The 17,815-nt window shown below is 54.8% G+C and carries 18 protein-coding genes; 13 read left to right on the forward strand and 5 right to left on the reverse strand.

The annotated features are described in order from the left end of the window. The first annotated feature begins 144 nt into the window (after nt 1–144). Nucleotides 145–1,539, forward strand: coding sequence for a sugar porter family MFS transporter (locus tag BCV73_RS29970; protein WP_089549555.1), 1,395 nt, complete (start codon nt 145–147; stop codon nt 1,537–1,539). 119 nt (nt 1,540–1,658) lie between these two features. Here BCV73_RS29970 and BCV73_RS29975 read toward each other — a convergent pair whose 3' ends face one another. Beyond that, a complete protein-coding gene (locus tag BCV73_RS29975; RefSeq protein ID WP_089550461.1) occupies nt 1,659–2,696 on the reverse strand; it encodes a C40 family peptidase in 1,038 nt (345 codons plus the stop codon). Between the two features lie 330 nt (nt 2,697–3,026). Here BCV73_RS29975 and BCV73_RS29980 point away from each other — a divergent pair, with 330 nt between their 5' ends. The 4 genes from BCV73_RS29980 to BCV73_RS29995 all read left to right on the forward strand — a co-directional run bounded on the left by BCV73_RS29980 (nt 3,027) and on the right by BCV73_RS29995 (nt 6,438). After that, on the forward strand, nt 3,027–3,977 hold the full coding sequence (locus BCV73_RS29980; protein WP_089549556.1) for a bile acid:sodium symporter family protein: 951 nt from the start codon (nt 3,027–3,029) through the stop codon (nt 3,975–3,977). 184 nt (nt 3,978–4,161) lie between these two features. Next, the gene (locus BCV73_RS29985; RefSeq protein ID WP_089550462.1) at nt 4,162–4,473 is read left to right on the forward strand and encodes a DUF6944 family repetitive protein; all 312 of its coding nucleotides are present in this window, start codon (nt 4,162–4,164) and stop codon (nt 4,471–4,473) included. 117 nt (nt 4,474–4,590) lie between these two features. After that, nucleotides 4,591–5,334, forward strand: a complete 744-nt coding sequence (locus tag BCV73_RS29990; RefSeq protein WP_089549557.1) for a hypothetical protein — start codon at nt 4,591–4,593, stop codon at nt 5,332–5,334. An 87-nt stretch (nt 5,335–5,421) separates the two neighbouring features. Continuing rightward, nucleotides 5,422–6,438, forward strand: a complete 1,017-nt coding sequence (locus BCV73_RS29995; RefSeq protein ID WP_089549558.1) for an SDR family oxidoreductase — start codon at nt 5,422–5,424, stop codon at nt 6,436–6,438. A gap of 133 nt (nt 6,439–6,571) precedes the next feature. On the opposite strand, the gene BCV73_RS30000 is transcribed toward BCV73_RS29995, so the two are convergent. Next, nucleotides 6,572–7,009 (reverse strand): MarR family winged helix-turn-helix transcriptional regulator, encoded by a 438-nt coding sequence (locus tag BCV73_RS30000; protein WP_089549559.1) that lies wholly within the window; start codon nt 7,007–7,009, stop codon nt 6,572–6,574. 124 nt (nt 7,010–7,133) lie between these two features. On the opposite strand from BCV73_RS30000, the gene BCV73_RS30005 reads away from it, so the two are divergent. Together BCV73_RS30005 and BCV73_RS30010 are read left to right on the forward strand one after the other, a co-directional pair. Beyond that, nucleotides 7,134–7,721, forward strand: coding sequence for an NAD(P)H-dependent oxidoreductase (locus BCV73_RS30005; protein WP_089549560.1), 588 nt, complete (start codon nt 7,134–7,136; stop codon nt 7,719–7,721). A 155-nt stretch (nt 7,722–7,876) separates the two neighbouring features. Continuing rightward, nucleotides 7,877–8,938, forward strand: coding sequence for an LLM class flavin-dependent oxidoreductase (locus tag BCV73_RS30010; protein ID WP_076172216.1), 1,062 nt, complete (start codon nt 7,877–7,879; stop codon nt 8,936–8,938). 255 nt (nt 8,939–9,193) lie between these two features. Here the strand turns inward: BCV73_RS30010 and BCV73_RS30015 are convergent, their stop codons facing one another. Genes BCV73_RS30015 through BCV73_RS30025 form a run of 3 tightly spaced genes read right to left on the reverse strand, consistent with a single transcriptional unit; the run spans nt 9,194 to nt 13,526 of the window. Continuing rightward, entirely contained in the window at nt 9,194–12,817 is a 3,624-nt protein-coding gene (locus tag BCV73_RS30015; protein ID WP_089549561.1) for a CheR family methyltransferase, read from the reverse strand. Between the two features lie 38 nt (nt 12,818–12,855). Next, nucleotides 12,856–13,224 (reverse strand): hypothetical protein, encoded by a 369-nt coding sequence (locus BCV73_RS30020; RefSeq protein WP_089549562.1) that lies wholly within the window; start codon nt 13,222–13,224, stop codon nt 12,856–12,858. Further along, nucleotides 13,221–13,526 (reverse strand): antibiotic biosynthesis monooxygenase family protein, encoded by a 306-nt coding sequence (locus tag BCV73_RS30025; protein WP_076172210.1) that lies wholly within the window; start codon nt 13,524–13,526, stop codon nt 13,221–13,223. Before BCV73_RS30025 ends, BCV73_RS30020 begins: the two co-directional genes overlap by 4 nt. A 250-nt stretch (nt 13,527–13,776) precedes the next feature. Here BCV73_RS30025 and BCV73_RS30030 point away from each other — a divergent pair, with 250 nt between their 5' ends. From BCV73_RS30030 to BCV73_RS30055, 6 genes are all read left to right on the forward strand, one after another. Beyond that, the gene (locus BCV73_RS30030; protein WP_089549563.1) at nt 13,777–14,436 is read left to right on the forward strand and encodes a cobalamin B12-binding domain-containing protein; all 660 of its coding nucleotides are present in this window, start codon (nt 13,777–13,779) and stop codon (nt 14,434–14,436) included. A gap of 15 nt (nt 14,437–14,451) precedes the next feature. Beyond that, on the forward strand, nt 14,452–15,027 hold the full coding sequence (locus BCV73_RS30035; RefSeq protein WP_218828206.1) for a hypothetical protein: 576 nt from the start codon (nt 14,452–14,454) through the stop codon (nt 15,025–15,027). A 197-nt stretch (nt 15,028–15,224) separates the two neighbouring features. Next, a complete protein-coding gene (locus BCV73_RS30040) occupies nt 15,225–15,575 on the forward strand; it encodes a hypothetical protein (RefSeq protein WP_089550463.1) in 351 nt (116 codons plus the stop codon). A gap of 163 nt (nt 15,576–15,738) precedes the next feature. Continuing rightward, on the forward strand, nt 15,739–16,485 hold the full coding sequence (locus BCV73_RS30045; protein WP_076172203.1) for a class I SAM-dependent methyltransferase: 747 nt from the start codon (nt 15,739–15,741) through the stop codon (nt 16,483–16,485). A gap of 17 nt (nt 16,486–16,502) precedes the next feature. Beyond that, on the forward strand, nt 16,503–16,871 hold the full coding sequence (locus BCV73_RS30050; protein WP_089549565.1) for an LSm family protein: 369 nt from the start codon (nt 16,503–16,505) through the stop codon (nt 16,869–16,871). Between the two features lie 144 nt (nt 16,872–17,015). Next, nucleotides 17,016–17,798: a GNAT family N-acetyltransferase gene (locus BCV73_RS30055; protein WP_089549566.1), complete on the forward strand. Its 783-nt coding sequence runs from the start codon at nt 17,016–17,018 to the stop codon at nt 17,796–17,798. Nucleotides 17,799–17,815: the final 17 nt, after the last annotated feature.

A 17,815-nucleotide genomic window follows, 5' to 3' on the forward strand; every position in this document is an offset into this window, starting at 1 on the left:
GCGGATGCAAAGGTCCCCCATGTTACAATGGATGTAGGCTTTTAGTGATGATTTCTTGGATTTCATCCAATAGATTGAACTAAAGAAGTTTGCATTGAACAGTAGTTCAATCTATCCAAATAAATGACATGGAAGGGATAATATATGAGCTCTATTACATTGGAACATAGCAGCGATCAGGATAATCAGAAGATCAGCATGAAGTTCGTGACGCTGGTGTCCATCGTAGCCGCATTGGGCGGGCTGTTGTTTGGTTTTGATACGGCCGTGGTTTCGGGCGCCATCGGTTTCATGGAAAAGCGCTTTAACTTGAACGATTTTCAGACAGGCTGGGCGGTTTCCAGCTTGATCATCGGCTGTATCCCTGGAGCCCTGTTCTCCGGCATGCTGAGCGACAAGTTCGGCCGGAAAAAAGTCATCATTGCGGCAGCGCTTCTTTTTATCATCGGATCCATTGGCTCGGCCATACCGAATACGTTCAGCGGGTTTATCATCGCCCGGATGATCGGCGGCGTTGGCATCGGCATTACATCCACCTTGTGTCCGCTGTATAATGCGGAGATCGCCCCGGCCAAATACCGCGGCCGCCTCGTCGCATTAAACCAACTGGCAACGGTTACAGGCATTTCGCTCGTATACTTCATCAATCTGTGGATCGCCGGCATGGGTGACGACGCATGGGACGTGTCGAGTGCCTGGCGCTGGATGTTTGGTTTCGGCGTCATTCCCGGCGCACTGTTCCTCGTGCTGCTGTTCTTCGTTCCGGAAAGCCCAAGATGGCTGATCAAGCAAGGCCGGGCAGCTGCAGCGCTGCCGATCCTGCTCAAAATTCACGGCGAAGAGCTGGCGAAGCAGGAAGTGCGGGATATCAAGGAGTCGTTTAGTCAGGAAAAAGGATCGTTCCGCCAGCTGTTCAGCCCGGGGCTGCGCATGGCGCTGATCGTCGGTGTCGGACTGGCGGTTCTGCAGCAGGTGACCGGCATCAATGCGGTCATGTATTATGCGCCGGAGATCTTTAAAGAGACTGGTGCCGGCACGAACGCCGCACTCATTCAGACGATCTTTGTCGGCGTGATCAATCTCCTGTTTACGATCCTGGCCGTTTGGCTGATCGATAAAGTAGGACGGAAAGCGTTGATGCTGGTCGGATCGGCCGCGATGCTGATCTGTCTGGCCGTTATCGGAACGGCATTCCAAACCGGACATAGCTCCGGCCCGCTGGTCCTGATCTTTATTCTGATTTACGTAGCTGCTTTTGCAATCTCGCTCGGACCGGTGGTGTGGGTCCTCATTTCGGAGATCTTCCCGAACCGGGTCCGCGGCATTGCGACGGCCATTGCTTCGATGGCTTTGTGGATCGCCGATTACGTCGTATCCCAAGCCTTCCCGCCGATGCTGTCTTCGGCAGGTCCGGCGGCCACCTTCTGGATCTTCGGCGTCATGTCGCTGATTTGCCTCGTGTTTACATGGCGCGCGGTACCGGAAACCAAAGGAAAGTCCCTGGAGGAAATGGAATCCATGTGGGCGCAAGGAAAATAATACGCATATACAAAGGGGAGTTCCCCGGGTCGATGAACCTGGGAAACTCCCCTTTTTTTGTGTGTTGGAACAATCGGTATGGACTACCGACATCCACCGGTTTCAGCCTACGATCCGGGTCACAGAATCCGGCGCGCCGTGACGAACCGTTGTTTCCACTGGCCGTCAAAGGCTTCGACGTGAACACCGAGCTCTTTGGAGTACGTGTGCAGAATTTGATTATTGCCCATATAGATGCCAACGTGGCCGATATCCAGCCCGCGGGCGCTGAAGAACAGCAGGTCCCCTTTGCGCAGATCGCTTAAGGACACTTCCTTGCCGGCCTTCGCCTGATCGTAGGACACGCGAGGCAGCTCGACCGACAGCACATCCTCGTAAACCCGCTTGACAAAGGAAGAGCAGTCGAATGTCTTCGTCTGATCCGGAGAAGCCCCGAATTCGTAAGGGGTCCCGAGGAACTTCTTACCGTAAGCGATCAGCTCGTCCGCCTGCATGTCGGCAAGCGAGGCGCTGGCATAGTCGGTATATTTCGGCTTGGCCGATATGTATCCCGTTTGGTGGTTTTCCGTCTCCACTTGCAGCCAGAGGGCGTTCACCTCGCGGATGACATGCACCTTCTGTCCGGCGGCAAGCATGCCGAGTGACGTCGCATCGCTCGCTGAATCCGGCTTGCTCCGCAGGTTCACACCCCAGCGGATAGAAGTCTCAAGCGAAACCTTGGACGTAATCCGCACCGTGTGCGCATCCGGCTGCCAAGCGACCTCGCTGCCCAGCGCTTCGCTCACAAAGCGCAGCGGCACGAGGGAATATCCGCCGGAGATTTGGCCGGGCACCGTCACTTCGAGGGCTTGCCCGTTCAGGTTCGCGGTATGCTCGCCGATCCGGTAGGTCAGCGTGGTGCTTCCCTTGGTGGCCTTCAGCGTCTTTGTGGCGTTATCCCAGGCCAGCTTGGCCCCTTGGCGCTCAAACAGGCCGCGCATCGGCACAAGTACCGTACCGCCGACATTCAGCGGCTGCACTTCGGTCTGCAGCTGCTGGCCGTTCAGATAGACGGCGATCGGCTTGTTGGATGCTGGAGCGGCATCCGCATAGACCGACGTGCCTGCGATCATGGCGGCGGCCAGGCCGGCAAGAACCGCCCCTTTTTTTCTCATCATGTTCTCATCACCTTGCTTCAACTGGATTGACGGTTCGTGGATGATGAACCGCATAGGAACAGGGACTCCCGGCGGGTGACTTTACCAAGAAGTCCCTGTATAGTTGGACGAGAGGGAGGGCGATTGGTTTTGTTCTTCAGCATTGGTAAATATATGAAACGGACAAGCTCTACACGGAGACCTGTATCTAACCGCCTTGATGAAGGAGGTCTTTTTTTCACCAGTACATTCCTGCAACAGTAACCCTCTCCAATTCTCCGGAATTCGTAGACGATTCACAGCTTTTGTCGTAGAATGATTTTTATTACACAAGAAGTGAGGTTCGGAGAGATGAATGCTGTTGCAAAAGTAAGCAAGGTTGTCGGTGGTACGTTTTCGGTTTGGGTCATTCTGTTTGCTTGTCTGGGCTTTTTTTTACCTGATGTCTTTATCCCGTTAAAGGGCTACATTTCGATCTTTTTGGGAATCGTCATGTTCGGCATGGGGCTGACCTTATCCTCCGCTGACTTTCGCGAAGTTTTCCGCAGGCCGCTCGAAGTGCTGATCGGCGTGGTTGGCCATTTCATCATTATGCCGCTGCTGGCCTATGTTTTGGCGCTGGTTCTAAACCTCCCGCCGGATATCGCCGTAGGCGTCATCCTCGTCGGATGCTGCCCGAGCGGCACCTCGTCCAATGTGATGACGCTGCTGGCGAAAGGGGATGTTGCGCTGGGGGTATCCATCGCTTCCGTGTCTACCATTATCGCACCGCTGGCTACACCCGCGCTGATTAGCCTGCTGGCCGGCCGCTGGATGCCGGTCGATGCCGGTGCACTCATCAAGGACATTCTGATGGTGGTCATTCTGCCGATCGTGCTCGGGGTTATCGTTAAGTCCCTGTTTAAAAAGCAGGCCGAAGCCAGCGCTCAGGCACTCCCGCTCGTCTCTACTCTGGCCATTGTGCTGATTGTGGCGATCGTCGTGGCCGGCAGCCGCACCAAAATCATCGAGAGCGGTTTGCTGATTTTTGCGGTCGTCATTCTTCACAACCTGCTCGGGTATGCTCTTGGCTATTTGTTTGCCAAGCTCTTCCGCATGAACCTGAGCAAACGCAAAGCGGTCTTGTTTGAGACCGGTATGCAGAATTCGGGCCTGGGGGCGACGCTCGCCGCGGCTCATTTCAACCCCGTCGCCGCCGTGCCGAGCGCGATATTCAGCGTGTGGCACAACATTTCCGGCTCGCTCCTGGCCACCTGGTTCGCCCGGCGCTATGAGCAGGCGGAGATGGGTAAGAATCGGTAAGACAATATTAGAACTTGCAGGAGGCTTGTCCATGTGACAAGCCTCTTTTTCCTTAGCAATCGGACAGGCGCCGCATCGGGGAGGTCATACGCCATCGGCGGGCCGTGCTAGAGAAGCGTATGTTATAGCAGTAGATACTTCTCATAGATTGTAGATTGAAAGAAGGGATACGATGCGGTCAAAGATGCGGTCAAAGCAAAGGAGGATTCAGGAGCAGATTGCGGCGTTTGCTTGGCTTCAGGCATGGGGGACCAACGTTGCGGCCATTGGCCAGACGAAAGTGCTCTCATCCAACAAAAAGAAGCAGCAGGAAGGAGAGAAGCTGCAGCTTATCGGCAATGCGATGCAGGCGATTGCCAATGCCGCACAGGCAGAACTAACCGCCAGATTGAGAAGCTCTGCATCAAGCAAGAAAGTGAACGACATGATGGTCGCCGGCAACCTGCTGCAGTCCCTGGGGAACTCGCTGGAGGTGATTGCAGGGGATGGGTCCTAACCGGCGGGGTAAGGATAAGGATAATAAGCGGGGGAGCCGCTTCCGAGAATGTTCGGGATCAGGTATGCACAGCAGGCGAACATATCCCCGCGTTCTGGCATAACTGGAGGGATGATATTGCTGTTATCAAGCGCCTTGAGCACGTTCCGACGCGCCATTCGGTCGCTGCCGGCAGATGGACGGCTCACCCGGGAGGAGCTTCTGATTCCGGAACTGCGTCTATCGTCAGACGGCCTTGTAGAGACATTTTACGCTCCGCATAATGATTATGTTCATTCATCCGCGAGCCTATTTATCGTGGGCTTGACCCCGGGCTTTACACAGATGAGAATCGCTTATGAAGCGGCGTGGCATGCCATGGATCAAGGATTGGGCGATGAGGCGGTGTGCCGGAAGGCGAAGGATGCGGCCAGCTTTGCCGGCAGTCTGCGCGCGAACCTGATCTCCATGCTGGACGAGCTGGGGATGCCGGAGTATTTGGGGATCCGCACGAGTGAGGCTTTATTTGGCACAGAGCGGGAGCTGCTGCATACCAGTTCGGTGCTCCGCTATCCCGTCTTCGTCAACCGGGCCAATTACAACGGCAGCCGCCCGAGTCTGCTGGGGACTCCAAGTCTAAGGGACACGGCGCTAGCCAGCATCACCGAAGAGCTGAACGTTTTTCCGGATCGCCCCTTCATCATTCCGCTTGGAATAGCCGTGGAAAGCGTCCTCCGGCTTCTGGCCGAGCAGGGAGTGATGGACGCCGGGCAGTGCCTATGGGGCTTTCCCCACCCTTCGGGGGCCAACGGCCATCGGCACAAACAGTTTGCCGCACGGAAAGCAGAGATGAAAAAGAGCCTGCGTCGTTACTTCTCTTGATTGTCTGGCGGGCCTTCCCGTGTTATCGTTAGGATGGGCTTAAGGAATCCAAAAGTTTCTAGACCATCTTGATGGAGGTGTCTTTTTATGAAAGCGCTATTTATTGGAGGAACGGGAACGATCAGTGCCGCCATTACGAAGCAGCTGCTTGCGCAGGGCTGCGAGCTGTATCTGCTGAACCGCGGACACCGGAATGATGCCCTGCCGGAAGGGGCTCATATCATCCAAGCCGATATCCACAACGAGGAGCAGGTGGCCGGTCTGATCGCCGATCTCCAGTTTGACGTGGTGGCCGACTTTATCGCCTTTGTGCCGGAGCATTTGGAGCGGGATTACCGCCTGTTCAAGGACCGTACGAAGCAGTTTATGTTCATCAGTTCGGCTTCGGCATACCAGTCGCCTTTATCCGATTACCTCATCACCGAAGGAACTCCGCTATCCAATCCATACTGGGAGTATTCCCGGAACAAGATCGCCTGCGAGGATTACCTGATGAAGCAGTACCGCGAGCAGAGCTTTCCGGTCACCATCGTAAGGCCAAGCCATACGTACGATGAGCGCTCGATACCGCTTGGCGTGCATGGCAGCAAGGGCAGCTGGCAGGTGGCGAAACGGATGCTGGAGAACAAGCCCGTCATTATTCACGGAGACGGTACGTCGCTGTGGACGATGACACATAACCGGGATTTTGCCAAAGGCTTTATCGGCCTGATGGGCAACATCCATGCGATCGGCGAGTCCGTGCACATTACATCGGATGAATCGGTCACCTGGAACCAGATTTACGAGATCATCGCCGACGCTCTGGGCGTGAAGCTGAATGCGGTTCATGTCGCATCCGAGTTTCTCGATGCCTGCAGCAAGGAGGATTTCAGGGGCAGCCTGCTGGGAGACAAGGCCAACACGGTTGTCTTTAACAATGCCAAATTGAAGCGGCTCGTTCCCGATTTTGCGGCGACCACACGGGTGGATCAGGGGATTAAGGAGACGGTGCAGTATATTCTGGCCCATCCCGAGCACCAGACCGAGGATCCTGAGTTCGACAGCTGGTGCGATAAAGTGGTTCAAGCCCTGCAGGAAGCGGCTGAGCGGATTAAAGGGTAAGGCAGAAGGCAGCAGACTTGCCGAGAATATATACTTCGTTTATGAAAAGGTGCCTGGAGACAGGCGCCTTTTTCGCTTGCATGGAAAGGACCCTGTCTTCATGATCCTGAGATCATACGGCCGTTTCATATCATCATTTATCTGTATAAAACACCCGGGAGTGCAGCACGTCCATCGCATGAACGATCTCTTGCAGATCCTTCTCGGAAGCGTCCTGCAGCCGGGTGAGGAACCGCGCGCCGATGTGGCCGAAGGCCTCTTTCATCACACGATCCCCTTCGCCGGACAGGCGGACATACTGTTTGCGCCGGTCACTGGGGTCATCGTATTTTTCACATAACTGCTTGTCGCACAGCTTCTTGATTTCCCGGCTCGTATTCGGCATGGACATCTGCTGGCAGTCACTGATTTGGCTCAAGGTCACCGGCTGGCTTACGGCGATGTATTCGAGCATGCTGTACTGGACCGGCGTAATACCTTCGGGTTTGATGCCTTGAGTCATTTCGTGCTTGACCTGATGCACGGCTGCCGTAAAGGCAATAAACTTGTCAAAAAGCTTATTTTCATCCATGATGTCACCACCTCTTCCTCACGAACATATCAAAATTATTATCAATAAACAATTATCATTTGACAACCAAAAGGACTGCGTGGTAGGATTTGGTTATCAAATGATAAGTAAATGGGGTGGCACGATGAAGGTACTGGTCATTTACACGCATCCGAATCATCAAAGCTTAAGTTACTCGTTTCTGCAGAAAGTATTGGAAGGCAGCCGTGAGAATCCGGCGGTTTCGCAAATCCGGACGCTCGACCTCTATGAAGAGGGCTTTAATCCGGTTCTGATCTTTAATGAGACCAAACGGAGACGGGATATGCACAAGGACCCAGCGCTGGAGAAGTATCGGGAGATGCTGCTGTGGGCGGATAAAATCGTCCTGGTCTACCCGATTTGGTGGGGCCGGCCGCCGGCCATGCTGCTCGGATTCATCGACCAGATGTTTGCTTCGGGCTTCGCATACAGGGACAAGGGAGGGTTGCTGCCGGAAGGGCTGCTGAAGGGCAGATCGGTCGTATGCATCTCCTCCATGAAAGGGCCGGCACTATATCCTCTGTTTTGGCTGAATAACGCACACAAAGTGCTGATGCGGAAGGCGCTGTTCCGGTTCGTGGGCATCAAGCGGGTCAAATTTTTTGAGTTCGGAAATATGGAAAGTCCCAAGGGCAAGCATGAGGCGAAGCTGGACCGGGTGTATCGGTATTTTAGAACCGTCGCACGTTGACCGGGGTTGAAGCAGGAAGGCGAATGGGGATTTTTGCGGGAAGACTTGAAATGGACCCAAAAATAGTTCAATATAAAGATATACGCAATTAAGAAAAAATGGGCCGCTGCGGCGGTCGGTTCGAGTATACCAATCTATTGAACTAGGGGGATCCCATGGAAATAGGCATCAGTACCTTTGTGGAAACGACACCGGACGTAGAGACGGGTGAGGTCATCAGCCACGCGCAGCGTCTGCGCGAAGTAGTGGAGGAAATTGTGCTTGCCGATCAGGTGGGGCTGGACGTATTCGGAGTAGGTGAGCATCACCGGAAGGACTATGCCGCGTCCTCGCCGGCGCTCGTGCTGGCGGCGGCTGCGCCGCAGACCCGGCGAATCCGGCTCAGCAGCGCGGTCACGGTGCTGTCATCGGCCGACCCGGTGAGGGTCTTTCAGGATTTTGCTACGGTCGACGGAATTTCAAACGGACGCGCCGAAATTATGGCGGGCCGGGGGTCCTTTATCGAATCGTTCCCGCTGTTCGGTTACGATCTGAACGATTACGACGAGCTGTTTGACGAGAAGCTGGAGCTGCTGCTCAAAATCCGGTCTTCGGAAAAGGTGACCTGGGAGGGCCGCCACCGCCCGGCGATTCACAACCTGGGCGTGTATCCGCGCCCTGTTCAGGATCCGCTGCCCGTCTGGATCGGCAGCGGGGGCAACCAGGAGTCGGTCATCCGTGCCGGCCTCCTGGGCCTGCCGCTGGTGCTGGCCATTATCGGAGGCAGACCGACGCAGTTTGCGCCGCTGGTGGAGCTGTACAAGCGGGCGGCTGCCCACGCGGGCCACGACGTGTCGAAGCTGGCGGTGGGCTCCCATTCGCACGGCTTTATCGCCGAGGATACGGAGAAAGCCGCCGACCTGTTCTTCCCTTCCACCCAGTACAGCATGAATGTGCTGGGACGGGAGCGGGGCTGGGGTCATTATGACCGCAACAGCTTCGACAACGCCCGCAGCTTCGAAGGCGCCCTGTACGTCGGCGATCCGGAGACGGTCGCCCGGAAGATCATCCATCTCCGCAAAAACGTGGGCGTTACGCGCTTTATGCTGCACGTGCCGGTCGGCTCCATGCCGCATCATCTCGTGATGCGCGCCATTGAGCTGCTCGGGACCGAGGTGGCGCCGCTCGTTCGCGAGGAGATTGCGAAATGGGAAGCCGCGGGCGAACCGAAGGAGTAAGGCCTGCAGCCGGGGGCTCGCGATCCTGAGAGCAGCGGAAGGAATCACACGGCTGGCGAACCGGGCAGAGGGCAAGTGTGCTCAGGAGTGATAGCAAGCCGCGGGCACACGGGTGCCCTGAGCAAACGGCTTAACGCAGCGCTTCAGTGCCGCCAGCTGCTGCATGACCACACATTTCAATAATCACAACAAAGAGGGGGTTTTGTCCCCCTCTTTTTTTATGCTCAGGCTGAGGATGCCAGCCCCACTTTCCCCTTACGCTACGCCCGGAATCGTGATGGTGACCGTCGTTCCTTCGCCTTCAACGCTTTCAAAACGGATCGATCCCTGGTGATTCTCGATGATTTTGTAGCTGACCATCAGGCCGAGGCCCGTTCCCTTATCCTTCGTCGAATAGAACGGCTCGCCCAGCTTCGCCAGCTTGCTCTCCGGAATGCCGGAGCCGTTGTCGGCAAACCGCACGATGATGTTGTGGTTGTCGCTCAGGCTGGCCTGGATGTTCACCTCGCCGCCGCGCGGCATCGCTTCAATCGCATTTTTCAGCACGTTGATGAATACCTGCTTGAGCTGGTTCTCGACGCAGACCACCCTCATGCCCGGCTTCAGGTCGATGTTCATCTCTACGTTGTTCATGTTGGCCTGCGATTCCAGGAGCATGATAACGTCATGCAGGATGGGTTCCAGGTCCATTTGGACAAAATCGACCGCCTGCGGCTTCGCCAGCACTAACAGCTCGCTGACGATCTGCTCAATGCGGTTCAGCTCGTTCAGCATGATCCCTATATAGGATTCGTTGCCCGTCCCCTTGTTGGACATCAGCTTCGTGAAGCCCTTCAGCGCGGTCAGTGGATTGCGGATTTCGTGGGCGATGCCTGCAGCCAGCTGGCCGACGGCCGACAGCATCTCGGTCTTGCGGAGCATCTCCTCCGCCTGCTTGCGCTCGCTGATATCCTCGGACAGTTTGACGAAGTGGATGATCTCGCCCTTCTTGTTCTTAATCGGAATGAGCTTCACCGATTCCCAGTACAATTCCCCGTTCTTCTTGGTGCTGTTCAGCTCGCCTTTCCAGATACCGCAGTTTTTGGCCGTTTCCATGATCAGATCGACCGTGGGACTTCCCTCAGACGTCTTGCAAAAAGCCTTCAGACTGTTTCCCCGCGACTCGGACAGGCTGAATCCGGTAATCTCGGTGAATTTCGGATTCACGTACTCAATCGATCCGCCGACGTCGGTAATAACAGTGATGCTCGGGCTTTGCTCGACGGCGTAGCTGAGCTTGGTCAGCTCTTCATTTACCGCCTTGAGATCCGTGATGTTCACGAACGTCAGCACGACCCCGCTGATGAAATTCTGCTCCGTACGGTACGGCAGGATGCGCATGCTGTACCAAGTGCCGTCCTGGCTCTGGATTTCTTTCTCAAAAGGAACGAGCGATTGCAGCACCTGCTTCGCATCGGCCACCAGCGTATCGTATTTAAAATGGTGGGAGATATGCTCGATCGGCCTGCCGTAATCGACCTCCAGCAGGTTGATCTCCTTCGTGATGGCCGGAGTAAAGCGGCGGATGCACATCCGTTTGTCCAGAAAAATGGTGCCGATGCGCGTGCTGACCAGAAAGTTGTTCATGTCGTTGTTCACGTCGGTGAGCTCCTGGATTTTAAACTGGTATTCCGTGTTGACGGTCACCAGCTCCTCATTCACCGACTGCAGCTCTTCGTTGGCGCTCTGCAGCTCCTCGTTCGCGGCCACGAGCTCTTCGTTTGTCGCCTGCAGCTCCTCGTTGGATGTCTCGAGCTCCTCGACGGTGGCTTGAAGGGATTCCTCCGCCATGAGGAGCGCCTGCTCCAGCTCAATGATCCGGGAGCTGACGTTGCGGTCGATTTCAAACGGCTCCAGGACCATTTGCGCCGCGGCCTCCGGCTCCTCAGGGTCCATGAACAGGATAAGCACGTATTTATCAAACGCTTTATTCTTTAGCGAAAACGGCCGAATGTGCAGGTCCACTACCGTTTCGCCTGCGTTGGTAGCGATGCCGAGCGAGTGGTAGACGACGCCCCGCCGCTCCTGCCGGACCTTCTGGACGGCGGCCGATACCGCGACGGATACGTTCGGGTCGATCATTTTGTACAAATTCCAGCTGGGCTTGCCTTGGGCAAGCATGAGATAATCGTTGATCGCTCCATTCAGGTGAATGACATCGTTGTTCTGGTCCACGATCATGCCGGGCGGAATATGCTCCTCGACCAGCGCCCCCTGCAGATCGTCCAGACGTTTAGGCGTTGCCGGGTCGCGGACAGCAGCCGGAGGGGGCGTGGTTTTGCGGTAGGACTGGGTCTGTGAAATTCGCCCTTCGAGTGAAAACAGCCGCGATTCCGTTTCGGCTTTTCCGTTCTTGTGGGAGAAAATGTTCCAGCGCCGATCCACAAAATCGAACTGTCCCGCAAAGCGCCCGATCGTTTCGCTGGGCCCAAGGAACAAGAAGCCTTCCGGATTCAGCGCAAAATGAAACAGGGACAGCACCTTCTGCTGCATTTCCGGCTGCAGGTAAATCAGCATGTTCCGGCAGGTGATCAGGTCGAGATTCCGGAACGGAGGGTCCTTGATGATGTTCTGCGGAGCGAACACAACCATCTTGCGGATGTCTTTGCTCACCTGGAACATATCGTCGTCCTTAATAAAGAAGCGCTCCTGATCTTCTTCCGAAAGATGGCTGATGTTGCTCTGCGTATAAATGCCCTGGCTGGCGTATTCAATCGATTCCTTGTCCAGGTCGGTGGCGAAAATTTTTATAAGATAGGGCTCATCCAGCGTATCCGCATATTTGCGCAGCAGCATCGCGATCGAGTAGGCTTCCTCCCCCGTCGAGCACCCCGCCACCCACACGCGGATTTCCTTGGAGAGGCTTTTGCGCTCGAAAATCTCCGGGAGTACCTTGTCATAAATGTTCTGGAACGCTTCGGGATCTCTGAAAAAATTGGTAACGCCGATCAGGAGATCCTTTCGCAGCGCCTGCAGCTCCTCACGGTGTTCCTCAAGATAGGTCATGTAAGCCGCCATGGATGGGGCGTTATGAATGGCCATCCGCCGCTCGATCCGCCGCAGCACGCTGTTTCGTTTGTAATAGGTAAAATCCACGCCGCAGTCCTGGCGGATTTTCTCAAAAATGAGCTGAATGTATTGCTCGGTCGTAATGGTTTCCCGGACCGTAGTCATGCTCTCGTACTCTGCGCCATGCACGTGCTGCATCAGCCTTTCGGTCATTTCTTTCGGGGCCAGCACGACGTCAGCGTTACCGGACAGTCTCGCGCTGCTGGGCATTCCGTCAAATTTAGCCGATTGACTGTCTTGAACAATGACGAGTCCCCCGGCTTCCTTAATGTCATGTATTCCCCGTGAACCGTCGGTACCGGTCCCGGACATAATCACGGCTACGGCTTTGGTGCCGTAGGCCATGGCAAGTGAGCGGAAAAACATATCGATCGGCAGGTGCAGGGCTGCAGGCGGAATGGAATCGGTCAGCTGCAGTCGTCCTTCCATAACGGTGAGGATTTTACGTGGAGGGGTCAAATAAATATGATTCGCGTTGATTTTCATGCCGTGCTTGGCTTCGCGAATGGGCATGGAAGTGTATTTGCGCAAAATCTCGTCCATCAGGCTTTTGTAATCCGGAGAAAGGTGCTGAACGACAATGAAGGCCATCCCCGTGTCTGTCGGCATTTGGTCAAAGAAAGTCTCCAATGCTTCCAGTCCTCCGGCTGATGCACCCAGACCCACTACAAAGCTGGGGTCCAATTCCTGTGTATCCTTATTGACGAGCGTCAGTTCTTGTGTCGATACCGGTGCTGCAGCTTGCAGTTCATTACGTCCATTCCCGTTCATCCGCGTCTACCCCTTCCGTTATCATTCTTGAAAGGCAATCAATCTTGATCTGCTTCAAGCCGATTTATCGCATCGGTTAGGTACTGGCCGAAGGCCCGCTTGGTGGGCTCGTCCAATTCATCCACTGTGGAAAGAGATTGCTGAAGGTATCGAAAGTTATCCGTCAGCGTACGCGTTTGCATGCCGTAAGTGTTCAGAATACCATTCAGCCACACGACATAATCGCTAAATACCCGTGAATCGCCAAGTTCGAGTGCCGTTTCCAGATGACGCATGTGGTGCACATTATCATCCTTGCATTTCTGCACTCCTTTCTCGCCGTACCGGTCCATGAGTGAAGGGTCGGCTTCGTAAATCAGCTGGGTCACCCGATCGATTAATCGTTCGTAAGTGCCGGCTTGTTTCATTGGGCGACCACCTTGTACTTGCTGACCTGTGGGATGATCGCTGCCAGCTCCTGATCCGGGTACTGCTTCTCCAGCTCATGGACCCGCTTGAAATCTTCCCCCCTGGCCCAGCGGAGGTAGTCCTCCTTGGTTTCCCAAGTGATTTGTACCGTCAGCTCATGAGGCTTGCGTTCATTCTGCAGCAGCATGAAAGAGTGAAAGCCTGGGGCCCGATCCACCAACTTGGATCTGTGGTTGTAAATATGGATAACTTCGTCGGCCTTATCGGCGGGGACAACGACAGTTGAGTGAACGATATACATGCATGTTCCTCCTTGCCTCTCAGATGAGGGCTAATTATATTATAATAAAGATCATGGGTATAATCTCCCAAAGTTTTCAAGTCTTTCATTTTTTATTTGTGTTCATCGTAGAGGAACAGGCCCAAGGTCGTCAAATTCGACAAAACCTGTGTTGAATCTACATTCCCTTCTGTTCGTATGGATGATAGTATATAAGACTGATATATACATTGTTATATCTATAACCGACGGAAAAGGAGGCTGCCGCTGCATGAATATGGGCATGGAACAGCTCGCTGAACAAATGATTGGCGGAAGGACAGAAGAATGCTGGGACAGCCTTGTGGAACAAGTTGAGTCCGGCAGGAACAGCCTGTATATCTACGAGCAGTGGCTGGCGCCGGCCATGCGATACGTCGGTTCGCTGTGGGAGCAAAATTTAATCACGGTGGCTGATGAGCATCTGGCCTCAGGCGTCTGCGATATATTGATGACCCGGTATGCCGCACTAGTGAAGCCGGAACAGCCCAATGGAAAAAGAGGCATGTTTCTGTGTGTAGAAGAAGAAGCGCACTATTTCGGTCTGAAAATGGTATCGGCCCTCTTCGAAGAGCGCGGGTTCGCCGCCCGGTTTTACGGCCCGAATCTGCCCCTGAAGGACGCCCTTCTTGGCGCCATGCACTGGAAGCCCGATGTGATCGGCCTTTCGGTCTCCATCGTGTATCATTTACCCAAGTTAAAGCAGTATGTTAACGCGCTCGGGAGCCTGCCTGGCAGTCCTGCGGTCATTATTGGGGGCCGTGTGATCGAACCGTACGGAATTGATCAGCGTTTGGCCGATCAGGCCGTGTTTGTGCCAACGTTACTCGAATTAAACGATTGGATCGATTCCTATTTATTCGCTGATGCGAAACAGCAGATCGTGAGGTAATGACCGTCCATGGACATGACGCAAATACCGGTCCCTTATTTTTGCATTGACCGGGATTATCATATTTTAACCGCCTCCGGTCAGGCCGAAGCAATATTCGCTGAAGCCGGCTCCTTGCTCGATCTGATCGACGAGGGCTCGGTGGGCAAAGCGACGGCCTACATTGCTCCTTCCCATGCTAACGTGAAGGTGGAGCTAATTATGAAGACCCGTTCCGCCCCGCTTGCTTTGGTTGACGTCTATCAGTCCTGGGACGAAGTAGGGACAGGACATATCGTCTGTATCTGTCAGAGCCGGGAGTTCCAGATGGTGACGGAGCAGCTCCAAAGGCTGCACGAGGATTTAAAGGAGCCGGAGCGGAAACGTTCCGCGGTGAAGCCCCCTTCTGGCGGGGGAGCCGTGACGATGCGGATCCGCGAACTTTCCGCCGCACTGACGACAATCCGCGAGCTGGTGGATCTGCTGTACCCCAGCCTGCTGGAGATGAACCAAACCGTCTATGCGGACATTATCAAGCAGCAGATCGACCGGGCGCTGCAGGATGCGGGGGCAGGTTATCCGCAGGCCGGCAAGCGCTCACCCGGCAGATGAACTGGCAGAGGAGCTGACCAGAAACCCCGTCTTTAGGAGACGCGGGTTTCTTTTTTATAACCGGAACATGGATGACATGAATATGGGCTTCAAGGCCTTTCTGGTGAGGGCTCCCTATAAATGGTCATATTCCCCTTTCGACTTCGGATGCAGGTGAATAGGATAAAGGAATGAAGTGGGAAGGAGGAATAGGCATGATGCTGATCCAATCACCATCGGCCGAGACGTGCAGATCGTATGTCGGTAAGCACGTTTGTGCGGTTCTTAAGGATGGTACGCAAGTGTATGGCACGATTAAGGGAGTTTCGGATCATGGACTGGAGCTCGGCGACGCTGCTCCCCGTGCGACCATTCTGTCCACGAACCCCGGAAAAGCCAGCAAGCAGCTAAGCGAGCTGCAGCAAAAAGCCAAGACATCCAGCTACCCGGGATACGGTCCTTACGGCGGCTATGGCGGTCGCTACGGTTACGGTTACCCGCCGGGATACGGGGCTTTGGCCTGGACTTCCATTGCTTTATTATTCCTGATACCGTTCCTCTTCATCTAAATAGAATAGACGATATATATACTGGCGCTTCGCTGGATTTGAACTGATCTCTGCAGACGATAGGGAATGCAGGGGTCATTTTTTTAAAAGGAAAACGGGAGACCTGTCCGTCCGCCATGGCGGGCCGAAGACCGGACGGAGTGCCTGATGGAGGCGAAAAACGTTGAAGTACTTTGATATGTTGGCTGCGCTGGGTGAAGGGGCTGCTCATCCAGGCGGCTTTGACAGCACCTTGGCACTCCTTGAGCGTGATGCCATACCGGCCGGGGCGAATATTCTGGAGGTAGGCTGCGGAACCGGGAGAACGGCCTGTCACTTGGCGAAAATGGGCTACCGGGTAACCGCTGTAGATGTACATCATGGCATGATCGGAAAAGCCCGCCGGCGTTCCGAGGCTATGGAGGTGGAGGTCGACTTCCGGATAGCGGATGCCGCCTCACTTCCGTTTGAAGCCGGCGGGTTCGATGTCGTTTTTGTCGAATCGGTTACCTTATTTGTGGACATTCCGGCTGCCTTGAAGGAATATCACCGCGTGCTCAAGGACGGCGGATTGTTATACGACCGGGAAATGGTCCGGAAGCAGGACCATCCGGGGCTGAAGGAAGCGTCGCAGGAGCTATACGGTGCCCTGGACATTCCTTCCTTGGAAGAATGGGAGCAGCTATTGAAGCAGGCGGGTTTCCGCAGTCTGGAGGCGCGGCTTCCTTCGGACCGTTTGGCTTCGCTGCAGGAGCAGGGAGTGAGCATATCCTTTGATCCATACCAAATGTTCGATATGGAGTGGCTGGACGATCCGGCAGCGCTGCAGCTGCTGCAAAGGAATCATCAGTTCTACGAAGAGTTCGGCGATGTATTGTCTTATGCGGTATGGATCGGAGGCAAGGGATTGGCGGGCGGATCAGATAGCTGAGAAGCGAGGTGAGATTCATGAAGCAGGAGTATGTTGTCGATCCTAAACAAGCCGCCCAGTTGCTGGGGCAGCCGGTTTGGGTAGTACTCAAGGATGGTACGCAGTATGTGGGCTACGTAACGGGTATTGAGAACGGGCAGGTTGTACTGTCCGCGGCCAGAGGACGGTCGAAGATGACAGGCCCGCCGACACGGGATAAAGAAGTGCAGGTATCCGGCATCTTGAGCGCTTTGTTTGGCGGCGGTCGTCAGGGAAATGCGCAGCGCCAAGCGGATGGTCAACCCGGAGGAATCATGGGCATGTTCGGCCAGATTATCCCGAATATTCGGGTGGGCATGAATATGCTGCAGATGATTATGCCCTTGATGGGGGCATTTAAAATCTAGCGGGGGCGAGCCGCATGAGATACTTTCAGAAGTTCTGTGGAACACAAGGCCATTCCGTGTGGGAATGGCTTTTTTTGTAGTTTCGCCCAGCGGGAAGCCGATGTAAAATGAAGGAAAAAGATGGTTGGAAGGGGTGTTTCGTGCATGGACACCAGAGAGTGTGGGATCGAAGAAATACGAGAACTTCTGGAGGAATACATAAAAGGTCTGTCTTCACCGTTTGATAGCTTTCACGAGCAGTATATTCTGGCCTCGCAATTTTATATCATCCTGTCTGAAAACGCGTCGATCGGATATTACGCCATTCATGATCACAGTCTGCTGACGCAGTTTTACCTGCGGCGGCCTCATCAGAGGCATGCGCAGGTCCTGCTGCGGCGGGTGCTGGAAGAGCATCAGGTGAGTGAGGTGTTCGTGTCGACGGGAGATGAGCTGCTGCTCAGCTTGGCACTGGACCATGATATGGCTATCGCCAAGCAGGCCTATTTCTTTCAGGACAGCGGGTTAGACCTGACGAGTGATCCAGGTTCGGACCCGGGCATGTTACGTCCCGCAGAGCTTGCCGATCTGGAGGACATCCAGCGGGTATGCGGAGACTTTCTGGGTTCTGTCGCATTACGCATTCAAAAGGGAGAGCTCTTTACCTGTTATCGTGGCAGTGAGCTGCTGGGAGTCGGCATTGTGGAGCGCTCGGCCTTGATCGAAGGCACCGCCAGTATCGGTATGTTTACGAACGAGTCGTACCGCCATCAGGGAGTAGGGCGAAAGATTATTTTGTGGCTGAAAGCTTGGTGCCACGCACAGGGAATCCGGCCGCTAAGCGGCTGCTGGTATTACAACGAGGCGTCCAAGAGGACACTGGAAAGCGCAGGGATGGTGACCCGAACCCGGCTGCTGAGGATGAAAGTTGTGGGGCAGGAGGGGTAAATGGAAAAACGGCCAAA

Source organism: Paenibacillus sp. SSG-1, assembly GCF_002224835.1.
In the GTDB taxonomy this organism is placed as follows: domain Bacteria; phylum Bacillota; class Bacilli; order Paenibacillales; family Paenibacillaceae; genus Paenibacillus_AQ; species Paenibacillus_AQ favisporus.